This window comes from Pelagibius marinus, assembly GCF_014925385.1.
Taxonomy (GTDB): Bacteria; Pseudomonadota; Alphaproteobacteria; order Kiloniellales; family Kiloniellaceae; genus Pelagibius; species Pelagibius marinus.
Genome location: NZ_JACSDK010000001.1, coordinates 84,737 through 105,274 on the forward strand (window position 1 = coordinate 84,737; position 20,538 = coordinate 105,274).

Sequence of the window (20,538 nt, forward strand, 5' to 3'; positions counted from 1 at the left end):
TTACTTCTCGGTTTCCACCAGGCCCTTCACGAAGAGCCGCTGCATGGCGATCACCACGAAGACCGGCGGGATCATCGCCAGGATCGCGGTGGCCATGATAAGGTGCCACAGCGGCTCGGAGTCCGGCACCGCGACCATGCGCTGAATGCCCATGACGATGGTGTAGTAGGACTCGTCGGTGGTCACCAGCAGCGGCCAGAGGTACTGGTTCCAGCCGTAGATGAAGAGGATGACGAAGAGGGCGGCGACGTTGGTGCGCGACAGCGGCAGCACCACGTCGAAGAAGAAGCGCAAGGCCCCTGCGCCGTCGACCCGCGCCGCCTCCAGCAGCTCATCGGGGATGGTCAGGAAGAACTGGCGGAACAGGAAGGTCGCCGTCGCCGAGGCGATGAGCGGAATGGCCAGGCCCGCGTAGCTGTCAAGCATGCCCAGGTTCGCCACCACCTCGTAGGTCGGCAGGATGCGCACCTCGACCGGCAGCATTAGGGTCATGAAGATGATCCAGAAGGCCGTGGCGCGGAAGGGGAAGCTGAAATAGACGATGGCGTAGGCCGAGATGATGGAGATGGCGATCTTGCCGACGGCGATGGCCAGCGCCATGACCAAGCTGTTCATCATCATCAGCAGCACCGGCGGGCTGCCCGCCGCCTCGACGCCGCCGGTCAGCGCCGAGCCGTAGTTGATCCAGAACTGGTCCCCGGGCCACAGCGGCAGCACGCCGGAGACCAGGCCGTCGACCGGATAGGTCGAGGCGACGAAGGCCAGCCAGATGGGAAAGGCGACGGCCGCCACGCCGAGCAGCAGCACGATGTGCGTGACCAGGGTGACGATCGGGCGGTTCTCGATCATCAGTACTGCACCTTGCGCTCGATGTAGCGGAACTGCACCACGGTCAACGCGATGACGATGAGCATGAGGATCACCGACTGGGCCGCCGAGCCGCCGAGGTCGAGGCCGATGAAGCCGTCGTTATAGACCTTGAAGACCAGGATATTGGTGGCCTGGGCCGGGCCGCCGGAGGTGGTGGCGTGGACGATGCCGAAGGTCTCGAAGAAGGCGTAGACCACATTGACCACCAGCAGGAAGAAGGTGGTCGGCGACAGCAGCGGGAAGATGATGGTCCAGAAGCGCTTCACCGGCCCGGCGCCGTCGATGGCCGCGGCCTCGATCAGCGACTTGGGGATCGCCTGCATGCCGGCCAGGAAGAAGAGGAAGTTGTAGCTGACCTGCTTCCACGACGCGGCGATGATCACCAGGATCATGGCATCGCTGCCGCTGAGGAAGTGGTTCCAGTCATAGCCGAGCTGCCGCAGGGCGTAGGCGAAGACGCCGATGGTGGGGTTGAAGATGAACCACCACAGCACGCCGGCGACGGCGGGGGCCACGGCGTAGGGCCAGATCAGCAGCGTCTTGTAGGCCGTGGCGCCACGCACCACCCGGTCGGCCATGGCGGCCAGGACCAGCGCCGCGATCATCGACAGCGTGGTGACGCCGAGCGAGAAGACGACGGTGGTCTTGAAGGAATTCAGATAGCTGGGATCGGCGAAGAGGTCCTCGAAGTTCTCGAACCAGACAAACTCAGTGCTGAGGCCGAAAGCGTCCTCCAGAAGCACCGACTGGTACAGCGCCTGGGAGGCCGGCCAGATGAAGAAGACCAGCGTGACGATAAGCTGGGGCAGGACCAGGAAATAGGGCAGGACGCGGCCCTGGAAGATCACCCGCTTGTGCTGCATGGAAAGCCGAACCCCGAAAGGCGGGAGGCCGGCCGGGAAACCCGGCCGGCCGTCCTAACCGGAAAAGCCGCTCAGTTGGCGGTCTTTTCGAATTTGCGCAGCAGCGCGTTGCCGCGCTCCACGGCTTCGTCGAGGCCCTCCTGGGCGGTCTTGTCGCCGTTCCAGATGGCCTCCAGCTCCTCGTTGATCACGTCGCGGATCTGCACGAAGTTGCCGAGGCGCAGGCCCTTGGAGTTGGCCGTCGGTTCATGGGCGGTCATCTGCATGATGGCCACGTCGGTGCCCGGGTTCTTGGCGTAGAAGCCCTGCTCCTTGGTCAGCTTGGCCGCGGCGTGGGTGATCGGCAGGTAGCCGGTGAACTGGTGCCAGTCGGCCTGCACTTCCGGCGAGGAGAGGTAGGAGAAGAACCTGGCGACACCCTTGTACTCCTCGTCCGAATGGCCGTTCAGCACCCAGAGGGTGGCGCCGCCGATGATGGAGTTCTGCGGCTTACCCGCCTCCGGCCAGTAAGGCAGCTGGCCGACGCCGAATTCGAAGTCCTTGGCGTTGGCCTTGATGCCCGCGTAGGCCGCCGAGGAGTTCATGTACATGCCGCATTCCTGGTTATAGAACTTCGGCGCCGAGTCCGAGCGGCGGCCGCCGTAGTCGAAGACCTTGTCCTTCTGCCAGGACGCCATGGTGGAGATGTGCTTGACGTGCAGCGGGCTGTTGAAGGCCAGCTCCGTGTCGACGCCCTCAAAGCCGTTGGCCTTGGTGGCGAAGGGCACGTTGTGCCAGGCGCTGAAGTTTTCCAGCTGCACCCAGGATTGCCAGCCCGTGGTGAAGCCGCAGGGATAGCCGGCGGCCTGCAGCTTCTTGGCCGCGGCCTCGACCTCCGGCCAGGTCGCCGGCGGGCTGTCCGGATCCAGGCCGGCCTTCTGGAAGGCGGTCTTGTTGTAATAGAGCACCGGCGTCGAGCTGTTGAAGGGCATCGACAGCATGTTGCCCTCGGCATCGGTGTAGTAGCCGGTGACGGAGGAAAGGTAGTCGGCAGGGTCGAAGGGCTCGCCCGCCTCTTCCATCAGCTGGTAGACCGGCTTGATGGCGCCCTTGGCGGACATCATCGAGGCGGTGCCGACCTCGAAGACCTGAACGATCGCCGGCTGCTGCTCGGCGCGGAAAGCGGCGATGGCGGCGGTCATGGTCTCGGTGTAGTTGCCCTTGTAGACGGGCTTGAGGACGTAATCGCTCTGAGAGGCGTTGAAGCCCTCGGCGATCTCGTTGACTTTCTCGCCCAGCTTGCCGCCCATGGCATGCCACCACTCGATTTCCGTGGCCGCCAGCGCGGCCTGCGGCAGGCTGCCGGCGAAGGCCGCGGCGGCGGCCCAGGTGATGATTCTGCGGTCTAAACGCATAAGAGGTTCTCCCTAGTTCGTGCGACTCGGATCCCCCAGGGGGGCCGCGCAATGCGGCGCAAAGCTAGCGGCCCGTCGCGATGCTCTTTTGATTGTTTTGTTACGACTATATGACAATGGGACTGTTCGCCTAATAACAAATTCGGGAACCTGCTGAGTTTTTCACCGGCGATTGCCGCGCAAGCTTCGGATAGAGCCGAAGTCCTTTGTCCCGCTACAAAACGGCCGAGAATGGCTATTGTCGGCAGGAGAGAAAGCGATGGACATGCAGAAAGCCAAGAGCGCCGCGCGGCCCCAGGCCAAGGCCTCCGCCAGGCAGCTGGACCTGGTGCGCCGGGCCTGTGACCTGATCGACGCGCAGGAGGGCGAGCGCCTGACCCTGGCCGAGATCGCCCAGGCGCTGGACGTGAGCCCCTGGCACCTGCAGCGCCTCTTCAAGCGAGTCATGGGCGTCAGCCCGCGCGACTATGCCGACGCGCGCCGCAATGCCGCCTTCCGCGAGCAGCTGAAGAACGGCGAATCCATCGCCCAGGCCACCTACGGCGCCGGCTACGGCTCCTCCTCCCGCGTCTACGAGCGCGCCGAGCGCATGCTGGGCATGACCCCGGCCTCCTACGCCAAGGGCGGCAAGGGCGCGGTCATCGTCTACGACATCGTCGCCTCGCCGCTGGGCCGCCTGCTGGTGGCCGCCACCGCCAAGGGCCTCTGCTTCCTCAGCCTGGGCGACGACGACAAGCTGCTGGTCGAGGAACTGGAGCACGAGTTCCCCCAGGCCGAGAGCATCACCCGCGACCAGCATTCCATTGCCCAGTCGGTCTCCCTGGTCATCGACTTCCTGGAGGGCAAGATCCCGCACGCCGAATTGCCCCTCGACGTGCGCGCCACCGCCTTCCAGCGCCGGGTGTGGAACGAGCTGATCGCCATTCCCTGCGGCGAGACCCGCACCTATTCTGAGATTGCAGAGATCCTGGGCGCGCCGCGCGCCCAGCGCGCCGTCGGCCGGGCCTGCGCCACCAACCCGGTCTCCCTGGTCATCCCCTGCCATCGCGCCCTGCGCGAGGACGGCGGCCTGGGCGGCTACCGCTGGGGCGTGGAGCGCAAGGCCGCCCTCCTGGAAGGCGAGGCGGAGCACCCGGAGTAGGTTTTTTGGTCACCCTCGGACTTGTTCCGAGGGTCCAGGGTTTCAGGGGCTCTGCCGTCGAAGCGCCCGCCCTGAATGCCCGGGACCAGCCCGAGCATGACATCGGTGAATTGGCCTCACAGGTAGCGGCCGCGCTCCAGGATCTCCAGGGTGTACTCGCGGTAGGACATGCCGAGCGCCTGGGCGCGCTTCAGGCGGCGGCGCACCACCTCGATCGGCGGGTTGTCCCAGGCCTTCTTGTGGGCCATCCGCCAGGCGGCCAGATGCCACTGGGATTCCACCAGCGGCGGTCCCTCGTTGTGGCCGATCCCGACCCCAGATCCTTGCGCAATCGCCGGTGCGGCCATGCTCTGCGAAGAAACGCTGTCCAAGCGCATAACACCCTGACAAAGCGGCCGGAATCGCCGCCGCCGAGAAGGCTAGCACGGCCCCGAAGCCCGCCGCCAGCCTGCGTTGTAGCTGCCCGCACTTGCCCCCTTTGGAGTCGCCGGGATATAGAGAATCCATGGCTCTCAGACTGGATGCGCCGCGCAGCCTGCGGCTCGGGGAGCGGGACGTGCCGCTGGAACTCAGGCGCCACCCGCAGGCCCGGCGCATTACCCTGCGGCTGACCCCCGAGGGCGACGGCGTGCGCCTCGTCCTGCCCAACCGCACCCCGATCCACGAAGCGGTCGCCTTCGCCGAGCGCAACAGCGGCTGGATCCTGAAGCACCTGGCCAAGGTGCCCGAGCGCATTCCCTTCGCCGACGGCGCGGTGATCCCGCTGCTGGGCGAGAACCACGTCGTCACCCACGACCCGGCCGCGCGCGGCGGCGTGATCCGCGAGCCCGGCCTGCTGCGCGTCTCGGGCCAGCCGGAGCACCTGCCGCGGCGCCTCGGCGACTTCCTGAAGCGCGAGGCCCGCGCGGAGATCGGCGCGCGCGCCCGCGACAAGGCCGCGCGCGTCGAGCGGCGCGTCGGGCGCCTCAGCCTGCGCGACACGCGCAGCCGCTGGGGCTCCTGCAACTCCGACGGCGACCTCAACTTCTCCTGGCGCCTGATCCTCGCCCCGGAAGTGGTGCTGGACTACGTCGTCGCCCACGAGGTGGCGCATTTGGTCCACCTGAACCACTCCCAGCGCTTCTGGAAACTGGCCGGCCGGCTCAGCGAGGACATGAGCGGCGCCAAGATCTGGCTGCGCCGCAACGCCAACGAGCTCTGGCGCTACGGCTGATCTTTCGCCGCCTTGTGCACCGAGGGCACCCAGACATAGCCGTCGGGCCCGGCGATGTAGGCCTCGCGCAGGCCGTGCGGCTTGTCGGTCGCCGGCTGCAGCACGGCGTGCCCCGCCGCCTCTGCCTTGGCCGCCGCCGCATCCGGGTCGATGCCGTAGAGTCGGAGCTCCAACCCGGCGCCGCGGATCGCCCCGTCGCCGGTCAGCGCCAGCAGGGGATTGGCGTGATAGCTGGCATCGGAATGCAGCATCCATTCCTGGCCGCCGTGGCGGCAGACCGCGAAGTCGCGGTCGGCGTAGACCACCTCGACCCCCAGCACTTCCGTCAGGAAGGCCAGTGTCGCCGCCACGTCGCGCACCAGCAGGTTCACGCCGAAGCCGGTCAGCGAGCGCCCGTAGGTGTCGGCATCGGGGAAGGGGGGCTTTTCGGTTTCGCTCATCTGCCGGGTCCCTTGGCTTTTCTTGTGGCGGCTTTTCTTGTGGCGGCTTTTATTGCGGCGGCTTTCCTTGCGGGCACTTGCCTGGGGCGACTATAAGCGGAGGCGGGTTCTCCCCGTAAACATCCACTTTCGCACCACCTTTCCGGACCAGTTCCGCCGCTGGCCCGCTCACCGGAGTTTCCATGGCGCGCGCCGAGAGCCTGATCGTCTCCGTCCTGCTGACCGCCATGGTCGCCCTGGGCCCGATCTCCACCGATCTCTACCTGCCCTCCCTGCCGGCCATCGGCCGCGACTTCGGCGTCACCAACGCCGAGGTGCAGCTGACGCTTTCCATCTTCCTGGCCGGTTTCGCCTTCAGCCAGCTCGCCTACGGCCCTCTGTCAGACCGCTTCGGCCGCCGCCCGGTGATTCTGGGCGGGCTGGCGCTCTACCTGCTGGCCACCCTGGTCTGCGCCTTCGCGACGGGCATCGAGGTGCTGGTCCTGGCCCGTTTCTTCCAGGCCGTCGGCGCCTGCGTCGGACCGGTGCTGGGCCGCGCGGTGGTGCGCGACATCTACGGGCGCGAGCGCGCCGCGCGCATGCTGTCCTACATGGGTATGGCCATGGCGCTGGCCCCCGCCTTCGGGCCGATCCTGGGAGGCTTCCTGGAGGTCTGGTTCGGCTGGCGCGCCAACTTCGCGGTGCTGGGAATCTTCGCCGCCGCCACCCTGGCCGCGGCGCTGATGACCCTGCCGGAGACCAACCAGTGGAAGAGCCCCGACGCCACCCGGCCGGGGCACATCCTCGGCAACTACCGAGCCCTGCTGCGCCACCGCAGCTACCTGGGCTACGTCATCATCACCGCCTGCACCTATTCCGGCATCTTCTCCTTCATCTCCGGCTCCTCCTTCGTGCTGATCGGCCTGCTGGGGCTGACGCCCGACGTCTACGGCTTCTGCTTCGCCGCCATCGTCGTCGGCTACATGATCGGCACCTTCCTCTCCGGGCGGCTGACGGTGAAGCTGGGGCTGGAGCGCATGGTGCAGCTCGGCACTGCGGTGCAGGTGGCGGGCGGCCTTGCGGGCCTGGCGCTCTATTTCGCCGGGATCGTCACCGTGCCCGGCATCGTCGGCCCGGTGATGGTCTTCATGGCCGGCACCGGTCTGGCGATGCCCAATGCCCAGGCCGGGGCCATCGGGCCCTTCCCGCAGATGGCGGGCTCGGCCTCGGCCTTGCTCGGCTTTTTCCAGATGGGGCTCGCCGCCCTGGTCGGCATCGCCGTCGGCCACGGCAGCGGCGAGTCCGCCTTCGCCATGATGGCGGCCATCGCCCTGGTCGCCCTGGGCGGCGCACTGGCCTACTGGCTGGTGGTGCATCCCGCCCCACGGCCGGCGGCGGGAGACTAGGAAACAGGATTCGGGCTCAGTCCCGCTGGTCTTCGCGCTTCCAGAAAGGCTTGTCGTCCTGCTGGCGGGCCGCCGGAGCGGCCGGCTTGGACGGCCGCTGCGCCGCCGCCGGCTTTTCGGCGGTGAGGCCCTTGAGGATGCGGCCGATGAAGCCGCCGATGCTGTCGTCCTGGGTCTGGGCGACCAGCGCGCCGCCGCCGGGCAACGGGCGCTGCGGCAGGCCGTCCAGGTTGCGCCGCATGAAGCGGCCCCACAACTGCGCTGGCAGGGAGCCGCCGGTGACCTTCTGCATCGGCGCGCCGTCGTCGTTGCCGAACCATACGCCGGTCACCAGCTCGGCGGTGTAGCCAACGAACCAGGCATCGCGGAAGTCCTGGCTGGTGCCGGTCTTGCCCGCGGCGGCACGCCCGGGCTGGGCCGCCTTGCCGGTACCCCAGACGACGGTGGCCGACATCAAGTTGGCCATCTGCGCCAGGTGGCGGGCGGAAACCACCGTATCGCCGGGCGCGCGGTCGCGCTGGAACAGCAGCTGCCCGCGCGCGTCGCGGATTTCGGTGATGCCGTAGGGCGTCACCCGCCGGCCCTGGTTGGCGAAGGCGGCATAGGCGCCGGTCAGTTCCAGCAGCGTCACCTCGGAAGCGCCCAGGGCGATGCCGCCGGTGGGCCTCAGTTCGCTGGTGATGCCCAGACGCCGGGCCGTCGCCATCACGGTCTTGGGCCCGACCTTCTGGGTCACCCGCACGGCCACGGAGTTCATGGAGCGGGCGAAGGATTCCCGCAGCGTGACCTCGCCGTAGTAGCGCCCGCCGTAGTTGCCCGGCGTCCACTTGCCGACGCGCACCGGCGCATCCTTGACGAGGCTGTCGGGGGTGAGGCCCGCCTCCAGCCCCGAGAGATAGACGAAGGCCTTGAAGGCCGAGCCCGGCTGGCGCAGCGCCTGGGTCACGCGGTTGAACTGGCTGTCGGCGTAGTCACGCCCGCCGACCAGGGCGCGCACCGCCCCGTCGGGCGCGAGGCTGACCAGCGCCGCCTGGCCGGCGCTGCGCTTGGCACCTTCCTCGTCCAGGATCTTGGCCAACTCCTCGCGGGCGACGATCTGCGCGGTGGGGTCGATGGTGGTGACGACGCGGATGTCGTCGTCGATGCCGCCCAGGAAGTCGCGCACCTGGGCCAGGATCCAGTCGGCGAAGTAGGGCGCGATGTCATCGCGCGCCACGCGCGCCGAGGTTTTCTTCGCAACGGCTTCCTCCGCCTGCTCGCCGGTGATGAAACCCGCCTCGACCATGGTCTGCAGCACCAGGGCGGCGCGCTGGTCGGCGCCGGCGGGATCGTTCGTCGGGTTGAGCCGCGAAGGCGCCTTCAGGAGGCCCGCCAGCAGCGCCGCCTCGTAGAGGCCGACCCGCGTCGCCGGCTTGCCGAAGTAATGCCGCGCGGCGGCGTCGACGCCGTAGGTGCCGGCGCCCAGATAAACCCGGTTCAGGTAAATGGTGAGGATCTGATCCTTGGTGAAACGATTCTCCAGCCAGTAGGCCAGCATGACCTCCTGGATCTTACGCTTCAGCGTGCGGTCGGGGGTAAGGAAGAGGTTCTTGGCCAGCTGCTGGGTCAGCGTCGAGCCGCCCTGGGAGATGCGTCCGTCACGGATGTTCACGTAGACCGCGCGCAGGAGGCCGCGGAAGTCGATACCGCCGTGCTCGTAGAAGCGCCGGTCCTCCACCGCGATGACCGCGTGCGGCAGGTGCGGCGGCAGCTCCTGCAGACTCCGCGTCGCGCCGAAGCGGTCGCCGAAGGAGGCCAGGCGCGTGCCGTCGGACGCCAGCAGGGTGACGTTCGGCCGCCGAGTCATCTTCTCGATTTCGCCGATGTCGGGCAGGTCGTAGGCGTACCAGGCCAAGACGCCGGTCAGCACCACGCCACACCAGATGGAGGCCACCAGCCCCCAGGTGATCACACGGCGCAGCAGGCCGGCGGCGCGCACCGCCTTCTGTTTCCTGGTCGCCTTGGACGTCGACTTGCCTTTGCGGCCGCCCCCCGACTTCCGCCCGCCGCCTTTCGACGAACGGCCGGACGCGGTGGTCTTGCGGCTGCGACCGGCATCCCCCGACCGGCTCTTCGTGGCACGATTCCTTTCGGCCATGACTTATAGATAGAGAAATCCGACGCGCTTCACCACAAATCCCATAAGCGCGGATGGTGGCAATCTTGAGGCGGCGGAGCTTGTCGGTCCAGGCCCCCGGCGCCCGGTCTCACACGTCGAGATTCGCGACCTCCAGAGCATGCTGCTGTATGAAATCGCGGCGCGGTTCGACCACATCGCCCATCAGCGTGGAGAAAACGTCCTCCGCCTCGTCGGCGTGTGCCACCCTGACTTGCAACAGCGCGCGGACATTTGGATCGAGGGTAGTTTCCCAGAGCTGTTCCGGGTTCATCTCGCCCAGGCCCTTGTAGCGCGCCACGCTGACGCCCTTGCGGCCCAGTTCGAAGATCGCCGCGACCAGGCTGATCGGGCCGGCGATGCGGAAGGTCTTGTCCTTGGAGGTCAGCTCGCCGTGGTGGGCGAAGGCTTCCTGCAGCTCCGAGGCCATCTCGTCGAGGCGCCGCGCCTCGCTGGCACGGATCAGCGGGCCGTCGACGACGCGCTGCTCCGTCACGCCGCGCAGGGTGCGGGTGAAGCTGAGGCCGCCATCGGGCAGGGAACTGCCCTGCCAACCCTTTTCATGGTCTTTGGCCAGGGCGTCGAGCCGCGTGGCGATGTATTCGGCGGCCTGGCGCGCCTGGGCGTCGTCGTCCAGGATGTCGGGGCTCAGCACCCCGGCAATGGCCGCCTGCTCGACCACGTCAGCGTTGCCGACCTTGCGGATCAGGGGCTCCATCAGGTGTCGGGCGCGTACTGCACGTTCCACCAGGTGACGCAGGTCCTCGCCGGCCATCTGGCCTTCGCCGGGACGGTCCAGGACCGCGTCCCTAAGGCCGCTGCCGATGAGGTAATCCTCCATCTCGCGGTCGCCCTTCAGGTAGCGCAGCGACTCCCCGCGCTTGGCCCGGTAGAGCGGCGGCTGTGCGATATAGAGGTAGCCGCGCTCGACCAGCTCCGGCATCTGCCGGAAGAAGAAGGTCAGCAGCAGGGTGCGGATGTGACTGCCGTCGACATCGGCGTCGGTCATGATGATGATCTTGTGGTAGCGCAGCTTTTCGATGTTGAACTCGTCGCGCCCGATGCCGGTGCCAAGGGCCGTGATCAGGGTGCCGATTTCCTGCGAGGAGAGCATCTTGTCGAAGCGCGCGCGCTCCACGTTCAGGATCTTGCCGCGCAGCGGCAGGATCGCCTGGTTCTTGCGGTCGCGGCCCTGCTTGGCCGAGCCGCCGGCCGAGTCGCCCTCGACGATGAAGAGTTCCGACTTGGCCGGGTCGCGTTCCTGGCAGTCGGCCAGCTTGCCGGGCAGGGAGGACACGTCCAGCGCGCCCTTGCGCCGGGTCAGCTCGCGCGCCTTGCGCGCCGCCTCGCGGGCCGCCGCCGCCTCGACCACCTTGCCGACGATGCGCCGCGCCTCCTGCGGGTGTTCCTCGAAGAACTGGCCGAGGCGCTCGTTGACCACCGACTCGACGATGGGCCGCACCTCGGAGGAGACCAGCTTGTCCTTGGTCTGGCTGGAGAACTTGGGATCCGGCACCTTCACCGAGAGCACGCAGGTCAGCCCCTCGCGTGCGTCGTCGCCGGTCAGCGCCACCTTTTCCTTCTTCAGCAGGCCGGTGTTGGTGGCGTAGGTGTTGATCTGGCGCGTCAGGGCGGCACGGAATCCGGCCAGGTGGGTGCCGCCGTCGCGCTGCGGAATGTTGTTGGTGAAGCACAGCACCGTCTCGTGATAGCTGTCGGTCCACTGCAGGGCGACCTCGACGGTGACGCCGTCGCGCTCCGCGGCCATGGTGACCGGCGGCTCGAAGATCGCGGTCTTGGTGCGGTCGAGGTAGTTCACGAAGGCGATCAGGCCGCCCTCGTAGTGCAGCTCGATCTCCTTGGGCTCGGCGCTGCGCGCGTCGGTCAGCGTCATGCGCACGCCGGAGTTCAGGAAGGCCAGCTCGCGCAGGCGGTGCTCCAGCGTCGAGAAGTCGAACTCCGTCATGGTGAAGATCTTGTCCGACGGCATGAAGGTGATCTGCGTACCCGACTTGCCCTCGACGGGGCCGCGCACCGCCAGCGGGGCCTCGGCATCACCACCGGCGAAGCGCATCCAGTGCTCCTGCCCGTTGCGCCAGATGGTCAGCTCCAGCCATTCGCTGAGCGCGTTGACCACCGAGACGCCGACGCCGTGCAGGCCGCCGGAAACCTTGTAGGAATTCTGGTCGAACTTACCGCCGGCGTGCAGCTGGGTCATGATGACCTCGGCCGCCGAGACGCCTTCCTCGGAATGGATGTCGACGGGGATGCCGCGCCCGTTGTCGCCCACGGTGACCGAGCCGTCGCCGTTCAGCACCACCGTCACGGTGTCGCAGTGGCCGGCCAGTGCCTCGTCGATGGCGTTGTCGACCACCTCGTAGACCATGTGGTGCAGGCCCGAACCGTCATCGGTGTCGCCGATATACATGCCCGGGCGCTTGCGCACGGCCTCCAGGCCGCGCAGCACCTTGATGGACTCCGCGCCATAGGCGGCGTCCTCCGCGGTCTTGCCCGTGGAGTGACTGGGGGCGGATTCAATCGGCTTTTCTTCGTTGCTCATAGCAAACCTGGTTTCTTCATCGTCTAGAGGGTCGCACGGCCTCAGGCCGCGCCGGCGGGGCGCACGGCCCCGTCGTTGATGTCAAAGAACTGGGCCCGGCCTTCCAGGCCCTCGAAATCGGCGGCGTCGGTGCCGGTCAGCCAGGCCTGGGCGCCGAGACCGAGAATCTCCTCGTAGAGCGCGGCGCGGCGCGCGGCGTCCAGATGCGCCGCCACCTCGTCCAGCAGCAGCAGGGGCGCCGCGCCCCGTTCCAGCGTCAGCAGGCGTGCGTGGGCCATGAGGATGGCGATCAGCAGCGCCTTCTGTTCGCCCGTCGAGCAGAGCTCGGCGGCCACGCCCTTGGCTTTGTGGGTGGCCGTGAGGTCGCTGCGGTGCGGGCCCAGGCCGGCGCCGCCGGCCTCCGCGTCCGGGCGGCGCCTTGCGGCCAGCCCCTCGCGCAAGGCGTCCTCGGCGGCCAGGGCCGGGCCCTGGCGCAGCCAGTCCTCCACCGCACCCTCCAGGCCCAGCGCCACCTTGGGGAAGGGCCCCTCGGCGTTGTCGCAGGCCTGCTGCAGGCGTTCCACCATGTCGAGCCGCGCGGCGGCGATGGCGACCCCGCGGGTGGCCATGGAGTCCTCCAGCGAAGCCAGCCAGGCCGCGTCGCCGCGGCCGCTCTTCAGCAGGCGCGCACGTTCGCGCAGGGCATGCTCGTAAGCATTGCAACGCGCCGAGTGCTCCGGATCGAAGCCATAGACCAGGCGGTCGAGAAACCGCCGCCGGCCGCCGGCCCCCTCGCGGAACAGGCCGTCCATCTGCGGCGTCAGCCAGACCACCGAGAGAATCTCCGCCAGGGCCTGCTGGCCGCGCGCCGCGGCACCGTCGACCTTCACGAGGCGGCGTTCGCGGACCGCGTCGGAACCTTGCCCGGGATCGCGCCCGCTGCCGACGTCGCGTGGCCCCTCCGGCGTCATCACCGTGGCCGCCACCGCCCAAGGATTGCCCGGGGGATTGCCCGGGGGATTATCCGGGGGATTATCCGGGGAAGAGCCGGCCGCTGCGACGCCAGGTCCGCTGCGGTCGATCTCGCTGAGCCGCGCCCGCCGCAGGCCACGCCCCGGCGAGAGGAAGGAGATCGCCTCAAGCAGGTTTGTCTTGCCGGCACCGTTGGGGCCGGTCAGCACGACCGGCGCGGCTTGCAGCCGCAACTCGGCCGCGGCGTAGCAACGGAACTGCGACACCACGAGGCGGCTGAGCCAGACACCGGTTTCGGTCATGCGCTGCGACACGGCGCCGGACTCCGCATCGCCGAAGGCAGCGGGGCTCAGCAAGAGGTGCGGCGTTGGTTGTTGCGGCGAAAGCTCATCCGGGGCCTCGGCTTACACGCGCATCGGCATCAGCACGTAGAGGGCGCTGCTGTCGGCCACCTCGCGTACAATGGTGGGCGAGGCCGGGTCGGCCATGGTGAACTGCGCGGCCTCGCCCTCGATCTGCTGGGCGATGTCCAGCAGGTAGCGCGAATTGAAGCCGATCTCGATGCCGGCGCCGTCGTAGTCGATCTCCAGCTCCTCCACGGCGGTACCGTTTTCCGGGCTGTTGGCCGAGAGGGTCAGGGCACCGTTGTTGACGGCCATCTTCACCGCGCGGCTCTTTTCCGAGGAAATGGTGGAGACACGGTCCACCGCCTCGGCGAAGGACTTGCAGTCCACCTCCAGCACCTTGTCGTTGCCGGCGGGAATAACGCGCTCGTAATCCGGAAAGGTGCCGTCGATCAGCTTGGAGGTCAGCACCGTGGGGCCGAAGGCGAAGCGGATCTTGGTTTCCGACAGGGCGAGTTCCACGGGATCGTCGACGCCTTCGACGAGGCGGCGCAGCTCGCTCACGGTCTTGCGCGGCACGATGACCCCAGGCATGTCCTTGGCGGCGTCGGGCAGCGGCATCTCGACCCGCGCCAAGCGGTGGCCGTCGGTGGCCACGGCGCGCAGCACCGGCAGGGAGTTGCTCTGGGCGGCGTGCAGGAAGATGCCGTTCAGGTAGTAGCGCGTCTCCTCGGTGGAGATGGCGAAGCGCGTACGGTCGATGAGGGTCTTCAACTCGCCGGCCTGCAGGGTGAAGCTCTGCGGCAGGTCGTCGCCGGAAGTCGCCGGGAAGTCCTCGCGCGGCAGCGTTGCCAGGGTGAAGACGGAACGCCCGGCCTGCAGCTTCAGGCGCGCGTCGTCGCCGCCAGCCTCGATCTCCACCTGCGCGCCCTCGGGCAACTTGCGCACGATGTCGTAGAGCGTGTGCGCCGGCGCCGTGGTCGCGCCCGGCTGGCTGACCTCCGCGGCGATCTTGTCGATCACCGTCAGGTCCATGTCCGTGGCGGTCAGCGACAGCGAGGCGCCGTCGGCCTCGATCAGCACGTTGGAGAGGATGGGGATGGTGTTGCGGCGTTCCACGACGCTTTGCACGTGCGTGAGGGATTTGAGGAGCGCAGCGCGTTCAATGGTCAGCTTCATGATGGGACGCTTGGCCTTCAGGCAATGATGTTGATCGTTCTCTTGGGTGCCATGTGGGGACTTTTTGAGGCCCCTTTTATGTACGCAGGTCCTTGGTGTGTACGCTTGTGATGGGGGCCCCGGATCAGGGCCCGCGCGGCCCCTGATTCCGCCGCGGCGCGCCAGCCGCCGGCAGCGATTTCGGGACCCATCGGCACCGCGCGCCAGAGCCCGGAAATGCGGCTCCGCAGCGCGGTCGCCGAGTATAGCATGGAAGGGCGAAAACGTAAGCTTTAAGCGCACTTGCGGCGCCCCGGCCGCCCCATTTGCCGGGGGCGGCGGGTGCACCTGCTAAGCGACTCTTTTGGCTCGCTTTTCCCGCCCCCAAAAGGCCGGAAAACCGGCGCCGGGGCGGCAAAAACCCTGCCGGAGGGTCGGTTTCAGGCCTCCAGCATGCGCCGCAACAGCTCCACGTCCTCCGCGAAGCTGGAATCGGTGGCCTTCAGCTCCTCGACCTTGCGCACGGCGTGCATCACCGTGGTGTGGTCGCGCCCCCCGAACTTCCGGCCGATTTCCGGCAGGGAACGGGAGGTCAGCTGCTTGGAGAGGTACATGGCCACCTGGCGCGGCCGGGCCACGGCACGGGCCCGGCGGGCCGAGTGCATGTCGGCGATGCGCACGTTGAAATGAGCCGAGACGCGCTTCTGGATCTCCTCGATGGTGACCCGGCGGTCGTTGGCCCGCAGCAGGTCGTGGAGGACCTCCTGGGTGGTCTCCAGGGTGATCGGGCGGCCCACCAGGGTGGCGTGCGCCATGATGCGGTTCAGGGCGCCCTCCAGCTCGCGCACGTTGGAGGTGATCTTGTGCGCCAGGAACTCCAGCACCTTCACCGGAATGTCGGTGCTCGACTGCTCGGCCTTGGCCTGCAGGATGCCGAGACGCAACTCGTAGGTGGTGGGGTGGATGTCGGCCACCAGGCCCCAGCCGAGTCGCGAGCGCATGCGCTCCTCGACGCCCTCCAGGTCGCTGGGGCTCTTGTCCGCCGAGATGATGACCTGGCGGTTCTGATCGACCAGCGCATTGAAGGTATGGAAGAACTCTTCCTGCGTCGCCTCGCGCCCGCCGATGAACTGCACGTCGTCGATCATCAGCACGTCGACGGAACGGAACTGTTCCTTGAAGGCCATGGTGTCCTTCGTGCGCAACGCGCGCACAAACTGATACATGAACTTCTCGGCGGAGAGATAGATGATGCGGCGCTCGGGCGACTGCTTCTTGATGTGCAGGCCGATGGCGTGCATCAGGTGCGTCTTGCCCAGGCCGACGCCGCCGTAGAGAAACAGCGGATTGAAGGGCGCGATCGGCGCTTCCGCAACACGACGCGCCGCGGCATAGGCCAATTCGTTCGGCTTGCCGACGACAAAGTTGTCAAATGTGAAGCGCGGATCCAAGGGCGCGGAAATCCCGTCGCGCGCTGCGCTTTCCGATGCGGCTTCGCCGCCCGCGGCGCTCCCCCGCGGCATAATGCCTGCAGGAGCGGAGGCCGCAACTTCACAGACCTTCCCCATCGCTGCGCCATTTACCGCTGCGTCGCCGCGCGTTTCCGTCGCACCGCCGATGAGCGGCGCTCCTGCGCCGGGCTTCGGAGTCGGACGCGCCGGCGGCTGCACGACAATCTCGATGCCGCCGACATCCGGATCCTCTTCGCTCCACAAAGCGCGCAGACGTTCGGCATAGTTGCTCGCAACCCAATCGCGCATGAAACGCGTCGGCACTGCGAGTCGAAGTTTTCCGTTACGCGACCCGGCAAGAGTCAGTGGTTTCAGCCAAGAACGGTAAGCCGCTTCACCGACTTCCGCACGCAACCGCCCGCGTACCCGACTCCATTGCTCGATGACCGTCGCCTCACCGTCACCACCAACCATCTTAGACATTCCCCCCAAGCGGCGTGTGCACTGCGACCCAATCCCTGCACATCATTTGCAAGAGGTAAAACTCCGCGAAAGCACAAGCATCGTCCATGACGTGGCCAGCAACCTCATTCGTCATTAGTTGTTCCAGCGATCGACTTGGGAAGGGCTCCAAGAGCCAGGCGGGTCGGAAAAAAACAACGGCGACCTAGAGAAGCGTTTAGCCCCTGCCGCGCCTGCGGCGAAATCAATAATTCATTTCAGGAATTACTTGATCGGCGCGACTTTTTATTTTGCTTTTTCCTAGAATTTCTTACTCAGAACCCCCAAGCGCGATAGAGTTAATGTACCCGCATAGACTTCGGGTGACAAGCGGATCGAATAGGGAACGGGATTTTTTTTGACCCACCGACCGATCTGCAACACTCGGATGCGACTAGGGAGTCTGACGAGAGCCCATCATCAAACACGAAAAACCGCGCCCTCTTCAAAGAAGGCGCGGCCTCGTCATGTCCCGGGCTTTTTTTCCCGGCGGAAGCGGGGTCAGCCGATGGCTTTGACGCGGGCCGAAAGGCGCGACATCTTGCGCGACGCCGTGTTCTTCGGCAGCACGCCGCTGCGCACGCCGCGGGCCAGCTCCGGCTGGGCCGCCTTCAGCGCGGCCTGGGCCGCCGTCTTGTCGCCGCTGGCGATCGCCAGTTCCACCGCCTTCACGTGGGTGCGAATGCGGCTGACGCGCGCACCGTTGATCACGGTGCGGCGGGCGTTGCGGCGGATCCGCTTCTTGGCAGATTGATGGTTTGCCATGTGCTTGAAACTTCGTACTCAGTGCATGAGGAAGGCGGGGTTATAGCCCCCGCCCCCGGCCTCGTCAAGCGGCCATTCACCCCCCGGTGACCCGCGCAAAATCGCGCGAAACCAGGGTTAACGGCGCCCTCGCGCCCGGGGCCCGCCTCAGCGGTTCCTCCAGGCCGGCGCCCGCTTCTCGGCGAAGGCGGCCATGCCCTCCTTCTGGTCGTCCAGCGCGAAGGTGCTGTGGAAGACCCGGCGCTCGAACCTGATGCCCTCGGCCAGGGTGGTCTCGTAGGCCCGGTTGACCGACTCCTTGGCCATCATCACCACCGGGCGCGACAGCCCGGCGATCTTCTGCGCGGTCTTCTTGGCCTCCACCATAAGATCCGCAGCCGGAATGATGCGCGCCACCAAGCCGGCGCGCTCGGCCTCCTCGGCATCCATCATGCGCCCGGTCAGGCACAGCTCCATGGCCTTGGACTTGCCGACGAAGCGGGTCAGGCGCTGGGTGCCGCCGGAGCCGGGAATGGTGCCGATGGTAATCTCCGGCTGGCCGAACTTGGCGGTGTCGGCGGCCAGGATGAAGTCGCACATCATGGCAATCTCGCAACCGCCGCCCAGGGCGTAGCCCGCCACCGCGGCGATCACCGGCTTGCGGGTTTTCGACAGGCGCTCCCAGCCTACGGTGATGAAGTCCTCGGCGTAGGCCTGCTGGTAGGTCTTGTCTTTCATTTCCTTGATGTCGGCGCCGGCGGCGAAAGCCTTCTCGGAACCGGTGAGCAGGATGCAGCCGATGGCGTCGTCGCCCTCAAGGTCGTCCAGCGCCTGCTCCAGTTCGTCGATCAGCGCCTTGCAGAGCGCGTTAAGCGCCTTGGGACGGTTGAGGGTGACGATCCCGACGCCTTCTTCCTTTTCGACGATGATGTTTTCGTAGCTCATGGCCTCTTCCTTCCTACCTCTTTAGATCACGCCGGTCCGTGCCGGGCGGCGGCGGCTTCGCGCGACCGCTGTGGCGACTCGGCGGCTGTTCTCCCGTCGCGGGTTCCCCCAGGGCATCGCGTGCTCGCCGCTTACTGGGGAAACAGTCTGAAATGCACGGTAAGACGCCCGGCCTCTTCGCTGAGATCGAGCTTCAGCCGCTCGCCCTCGCGCAGATAGGCGCCCGCCGCTTCGCGCCGCCAGCCGAGTTGCGGCAGCGTCTGGTCGTAGAAACCGTGCACCGCCTGCGCGGCGACGTCGCCTTCGGCGAAGGCTTCGACGATGCGACCGCCCGGCTTGTCGAAGACCACGCCGCTGTCGGGCAGCGTTTGCAACCCCGGCATCAGCGGCAGGTCGGGAATTCCGGCAACGTATCCGTCCCCCGGCCCGTCCTTTTCCTGCGCCTGAAGCGGCGCGGCCGGCGTGAGGACGGCCAGGGCCAGCAGGGCGGCGAGAAGAACGCGGTGCAGCGGCGTGCGAAGCATGGCGGTTTCCTACCCCAGAGCCGCGCCCAGGGAAACAGAATCCTCGCAGGCGCCCCGCCGCCGACTCTCTGCGCTCATCTTTGACATTGCGGGCAATAAAAGGTGGAGCGCCCGCTCTGCACCAGGCGCTTGATCGGCGCGCCGCAGGCTTTGCAGGGCGCGCCCTCGCGGCCATAGACCGCCCACTCGTGCTGAAAGTAGCCGAGCTCGCCGTCGGCCTGCACGTAGTCGCGCAGGGAGGAGCCCCCGGCCTGGATGGCGCGGGTCAGCACTTGGCGCACCGCCGCCGCCAGCTTTTCCGCGCGCCCGCCCTGCACCGTATAGGCCTGGCGGCGCGGCGAGATTCCGGCGAAGTAGAGCGCCTCGCAGACATATATATTGCCGAGCCCGGCCACCACCCGTTGATCCAGCAGCGCCGCCTTGATCGGCGAGCGCTTGCCCTTCAGGGCCGCGGCCAGGCCGGGGCCGTTGAAATCGTTGCCCAAGGGCTCCGGCCCCAGGTCGCGCAGCAGGGGGTGCGCCTCCAGCGCGTCGGCGGCGACCAGGTCCATGATGCCGAAGCGCCGGGCGTCGTTGAAACGGACCTCCACCCCGGCGTCGGTGGTGAAGATGACGTGGTCGTGCTTGTCCAGCGGCGGACGCGGGCCGGCTCGCCCTCCTTTCTTGGCGGGCGGCTCGACGATCGTCATGCGCCCGGACATCCCCAGGTGGCAGAGCAGCACTTCGCCGCCTCCTGGGCCGCCGCCTGGGCCGCCGCCTGGGCCGCCGCCTGGGCCGTCGTCGAGGTGTAACAGCATGTACTTGGCGCGGCGCTGAATGCGCGCCACCCGGCGGCCGGTCAGGCGCCCGGCGAAGTCCGCCGGCAGGGGAAAGCGCAGGTCCGGACGGCGCTGCTCGACCCGTTTCAGGCGGTGGCCCTCCAGTTTGGGGCGCAGGCCGCGCACCACGGTCTCGACTTCGGGCAACTCGGGCATCTCGGGGGAAATCCGGCAAAACAGGGGTCGCGGCGAAATGGCGCGCAGAGTAGCGCGCCGCCGCCGCGCGCGCTATGGTCCGCGCGATGAACGCAAACCCAGTTTCAGAGCCGCCGGAAAAAGCCGCAGAAGACCCCGCGGAAGAGCAGGGCAGGACCCACTTCGGCTACCGCGAGGTGGACGAGGCCGAGAAGCCTTCACTGGTGCGCGGCGTCTTCCAGTCGGTCGCCGGCCGCTACGACCTGATGAATGACCTCATGTCCGGGGGCATCCACCGGCTGTGGAAGGCCGCCATGGTCGACTGGCTGAACCCGCGCCCGGGCATCACGCTGCTGGACACCGCCGGCGGCACCGGCGACATCGCCCTCCGCGTGCTGGAGCGCCTGGAGAAACAAGGACATGCAGGAGCCTCCGCTGATCCCGGGGGGCACGTCATCGTCTGCGACCTGACGGCGGACATGCTGGCGGTGGGCCGCGACCGCGCCATCGACCACGGGCGGCTGAGGGGCCTCTCCTGGGTCTGCGGCGACGCCGAGCGCCTGCCGCTGCCCGACCGCTCGGTCACCGCCTACACCATCGCCTTCGGCCTGAGGAACGTCACTCACGTCGAGCGGGCGCTGGCCGAGGCGCGCCGCGTCCTGAAGCCCGGCGGGCGCTTCCTCTGCCTGGAGTTCAGCCGCGTGGTGCTGCCGGTCTTCGCCGAACTCTACGACCAGTACTCCTTCAAGGTGCTGCCGGCCATGGGCGCCGCCGTCGCCGGCGACCGCGACTCCTACCTTTATCTGGCGGAATCGATCCGCCGCTTCCCGCCGCAGGAGGAGCTGGTGGAGATGATGGGCGCGGCCGGCCTGGCCCAGGTCCGCTACCGCAATCTCTCCGGTGGGATCGCCGCGCTGCATTCCGGCTGGCGCGTTTAACCGGATTC

18 protein-coding genes are annotated in these 20,538 nt (G+C 67.6%); 4 read left to right on the top strand and 14 right to left on the bottom strand.

The features are described from left to right. The 3 genes from ugpE to ugpB all read right to left on the bottom strand — a co-directional run bounded on the left by ugpE (position 1) and on the right by ugpB (position 3,127). Complete coding sequence (ugpE, locus tag H7X47_RS00400; RefSeq protein ID WP_193366637.1) at positions 1–849, bottom strand: sn-glycerol-3-phosphate ABC transporter permease UgpE; 849 nt, start codon at positions 847–849, stop codon at positions 1–3. Continuing rightward, positions 849–1,733 carry a sn-glycerol-3-phosphate ABC transporter permease UgpA gene (gene ugpA / locus H7X47_RS00405; RefSeq protein ID WP_193366638.1) on the bottom strand — a complete coding sequence of 295 codons (885 nt, stop codon included), beginning with the start codon at positions 1,731–1,733 and terminating at the stop codon, positions 849–851. Before ugpA ends, ugpE begins: the two co-directional genes overlap by 1 nt. A gap of 71 nt (positions 1,734–1,804) precedes the next feature. Continuing rightward, positions 1,805–3,127, bottom strand: a complete 1,323-nt coding sequence (ugpB, locus tag H7X47_RS00410; protein ID WP_193366639.1) for a sn-glycerol-3-phosphate ABC transporter substrate-binding protein UgpB — start codon at positions 3,125–3,127, stop codon at positions 1,805–1,807. A gap of 259 nt (positions 3,128–3,386) precedes the next feature. Between ugpB and H7X47_RS00415 the strand changes: the two genes are divergently transcribed. Further along, positions 3,387–4,268: a bifunctional transcriptional activator/DNA repair enzyme AdaA gene (locus tag H7X47_RS00415; protein WP_193366640.1), complete on the top strand. Its 882-nt coding sequence runs from the start codon at positions 3,387–3,389 to the stop codon at positions 4,266–4,268. A 116-nt stretch (positions 4,269–4,384) separates the two neighbouring features. Here the strand turns inward: H7X47_RS00415 and H7X47_RS00420 are convergent, their stop codons facing one another. Then, complete coding sequence (locus H7X47_RS00420; protein WP_227010098.1) at positions 4,385–4,639, bottom strand: hypothetical protein; 255 nt, start codon at positions 4,637–4,639, stop codon at positions 4,385–4,387. A gap of 134 nt (positions 4,640–4,773) precedes the next feature. Between H7X47_RS00420 and H7X47_RS00425 the strand changes: the two genes are divergently transcribed. Beyond that, positions 4,774–5,481, top strand: a complete 708-nt coding sequence (locus H7X47_RS00425; RefSeq protein ID WP_193366641.1) for a M48 family metallopeptidase — start codon at positions 4,774–4,776, stop codon at positions 5,479–5,481. On the opposite strand, the gene H7X47_RS00430 is transcribed toward H7X47_RS00425, so the two are convergent. Next, complete coding sequence (locus H7X47_RS00430; protein ID WP_193366642.1) at positions 5,472–5,921, bottom strand: VOC family protein; 450 nt, start codon at positions 5,919–5,921, stop codon at positions 5,472–5,474. The genes H7X47_RS00425 and H7X47_RS00430 overlap by 10 nt on opposite strands. 182 nt (positions 5,922–6,103) lie before the next feature. Between H7X47_RS00430 and H7X47_RS00435 the strand changes: the two genes are divergently transcribed. After that, complete coding sequence (locus tag H7X47_RS00435) at positions 6,104–7,306, top strand: multidrug effflux MFS transporter (RefSeq protein ID WP_193366643.1); 1,203 nt, start codon at positions 6,104–6,106, stop codon at positions 7,304–7,306. 16 nt (positions 7,307–7,322) lie between these two features. Here H7X47_RS00435 and H7X47_RS00440 read toward each other — a convergent pair whose 3' ends face one another. The 9 genes from H7X47_RS00440 to mutM all read right to left on the bottom strand — a co-directional run bounded on the left by H7X47_RS00440 (position 7,323) and on the right by mutM (position 19,613). Beyond that, the gene (locus H7X47_RS00440) at positions 7,323–9,284 is read right to left on the bottom strand and encodes a transglycosylase domain-containing protein (protein ID WP_319633498.1); all 1,962 of its coding nucleotides are present in this window, start codon (positions 9,282–9,284) and stop codon (positions 7,323–7,325) included. Between the two features lie 268 nt (positions 9,285–9,552). Continuing rightward, complete coding sequence (gene gyrB / locus H7X47_RS00445; RefSeq protein WP_193366645.1) at positions 9,553–12,021, bottom strand: DNA topoisomerase (ATP-hydrolyzing) subunit B; 2,469 nt, start codon at positions 12,019–12,021, stop codon at positions 9,553–9,555. A gap of 41 nt (positions 12,022–12,062) precedes the next feature. Next, a complete protein-coding gene (locus tag H7X47_RS00450; RefSeq protein ID WP_227010099.1) occupies positions 12,063–13,328 on the bottom strand; it encodes a DNA replication/repair protein RecF in 1,266 nt (421 codons plus the stop codon). A gap of 48 nt (positions 13,329–13,376) precedes the next feature. Beyond that, positions 13,377–14,495, bottom strand: coding sequence for a DNA polymerase III subunit beta (gene dnaN / locus H7X47_RS00455; RefSeq protein WP_193366646.1), 1,119 nt, complete (start codon positions 14,493–14,495; stop codon positions 13,377–13,379). A 419-nt stretch (positions 14,496–14,914) separates the two neighbouring features. Next, positions 14,915–16,408, bottom strand: a complete 1,494-nt coding sequence (gene dnaA / locus H7X47_RS00460; protein WP_319633499.1) for a chromosomal replication initiator protein DnaA — start codon at positions 16,406–16,408, stop codon at positions 14,915–14,917. A 519-nt stretch (positions 16,409–16,927) separates the two neighbouring features. Further along, entirely contained in the window at positions 16,928–17,191 is a 264-nt protein-coding gene (gene rpsT / locus H7X47_RS00465; RefSeq protein ID WP_193366648.1) for a 30S ribosomal protein S20, read from the bottom strand. A 147-nt stretch (positions 17,192–17,338) separates the two neighbouring features. Beyond that, the gene (locus tag H7X47_RS00470; RefSeq protein ID WP_193366649.1) at positions 17,339–18,115 is read right to left on the bottom strand and encodes an enoyl-CoA hydratase; all 777 of its coding nucleotides are present in this window, start codon (positions 18,113–18,115) and stop codon (positions 17,339–17,341) included. Positions 18,116–18,246: 131 nt separating this feature from the next. Then, the gene (locus H7X47_RS00475) at positions 18,247–18,639 is read right to left on the bottom strand and encodes a hypothetical protein (protein ID WP_193366650.1); all 393 of its coding nucleotides are present in this window, start codon (positions 18,637–18,639) and stop codon (positions 18,247–18,249) included. Positions 18,640–18,713: 74 nt separating this feature from the next. After that, the gene (gene mutM / locus H7X47_RS00480) at positions 18,714–19,613 is read right to left on the bottom strand and encodes a bifunctional DNA-formamidopyrimidine glycosylase/DNA-(apurinic or apyrimidinic site) lyase (protein ID WP_193366651.1); all 900 of its coding nucleotides are present in this window, start codon (positions 19,611–19,613) and stop codon (positions 18,714–18,716) included. Positions 19,614–19,699: 86 nt separating this feature from the next. On the opposite strand from mutM, the gene H7X47_RS00485 reads away from it, so the two are divergent. Next, complete coding sequence (locus tag H7X47_RS00485) at positions 19,700–20,530, top strand: class I SAM-dependent methyltransferase (RefSeq protein WP_193366652.1); 831 nt, start codon at positions 19,700–19,702, stop codon at positions 20,528–20,530. Positions 20,531–20,538: the final 8 nt, after the last annotated feature.

Coding starts and splice junctions, on each gene's coding strand:
- ugpE (WP_193366637.1), bottom strand. CDS start 849: ATGATCGAGAACCGCCCGATCGTCACCCTGGTCACGCACATCGTGCTG.
- ugpA (WP_193366638.1), bottom strand. CDS start 1,733: ATGCAGCACAAGCGGGTGATCTTCCAGGGCCGCGTCCTGCCCTATTTC.
- ugpB (WP_193366639.1), bottom strand. CDS start 3,127: ATGCGTTTAGACCGCAGAATCATCACCTGGGCCGCCGCCGCGGCCTTC.
- H7X47_RS00415 (WP_193366640.1), top strand. CDS start 3,387: ATGGACATGCAGAAAGCCAAGAGCGCCGCGCGGCCCCAGGCCAAGGCC.
- H7X47_RS00425 (WP_193366641.1), top strand. CDS start 4,774: ATGGCTCTCAGACTGGATGCGCCGCGCAGCCTGCGGCTCGGGGAGCGG.
- H7X47_RS00430 (WP_193366642.1), bottom strand. CDS start 5,921: ATGAGCGAAACCGAAAAGCCCCCCTTCCCCGATGCCGACACCTACGGG.
- H7X47_RS00435 (WP_193366643.1), top strand. CDS start 6,104: ATGGCGCGCGCCGAGAGCCTGATCGTCTCCGTCCTGCTGACCGCCATG.
- gyrB (WP_193366645.1), bottom strand. CDS start 12,021: ATGAGCAACGAAGAAAAGCCGATTGAATCCGCCCCCAGTCACTCCACG.
- dnaN (WP_193366646.1), bottom strand. CDS start 14,495: ATGAAGCTGACCATTGAACGCGCTGCGCTCCTCAAATCCCTCACGCAC.
- dnaA (WP_319633499.1), bottom strand. CDS start 16,408: ATGTCTAAGATGGTTGGTGGTGACGGTGAGGCGACGGTCATCGAGCAA.
- rpsT (WP_193366648.1), bottom strand. CDS start 17,191: ATGGCAAACCATCAATCTGCCAAGAAGCGGATCCGCCGCAACGCCCGC.
- H7X47_RS00470 (WP_193366649.1), bottom strand. CDS start 18,115: ATGAGCTACGAAAACATCATCGTCGAAAAGGAAGAAGGCGTCGGGATC.
- H7X47_RS00475 (WP_193366650.1), bottom strand. CDS start 18,639: ATGCTTCGCACGCCGCTGCACCGCGTTCTTCTCGCCGCCCTGCTGGCC.
- mutM (WP_193366651.1), bottom strand. CDS start 19,613: ATGCCCGAGTTGCCCGAAGTCGAGACCGTGGTGCGCGGCCTGCGCCCC.
- H7X47_RS00485 (WP_193366652.1), top strand. CDS start 19,700: ATGAACGCAAACCCAGTTTCAGAGCCGCCGGAAAAAGCCGCAGAAGAC.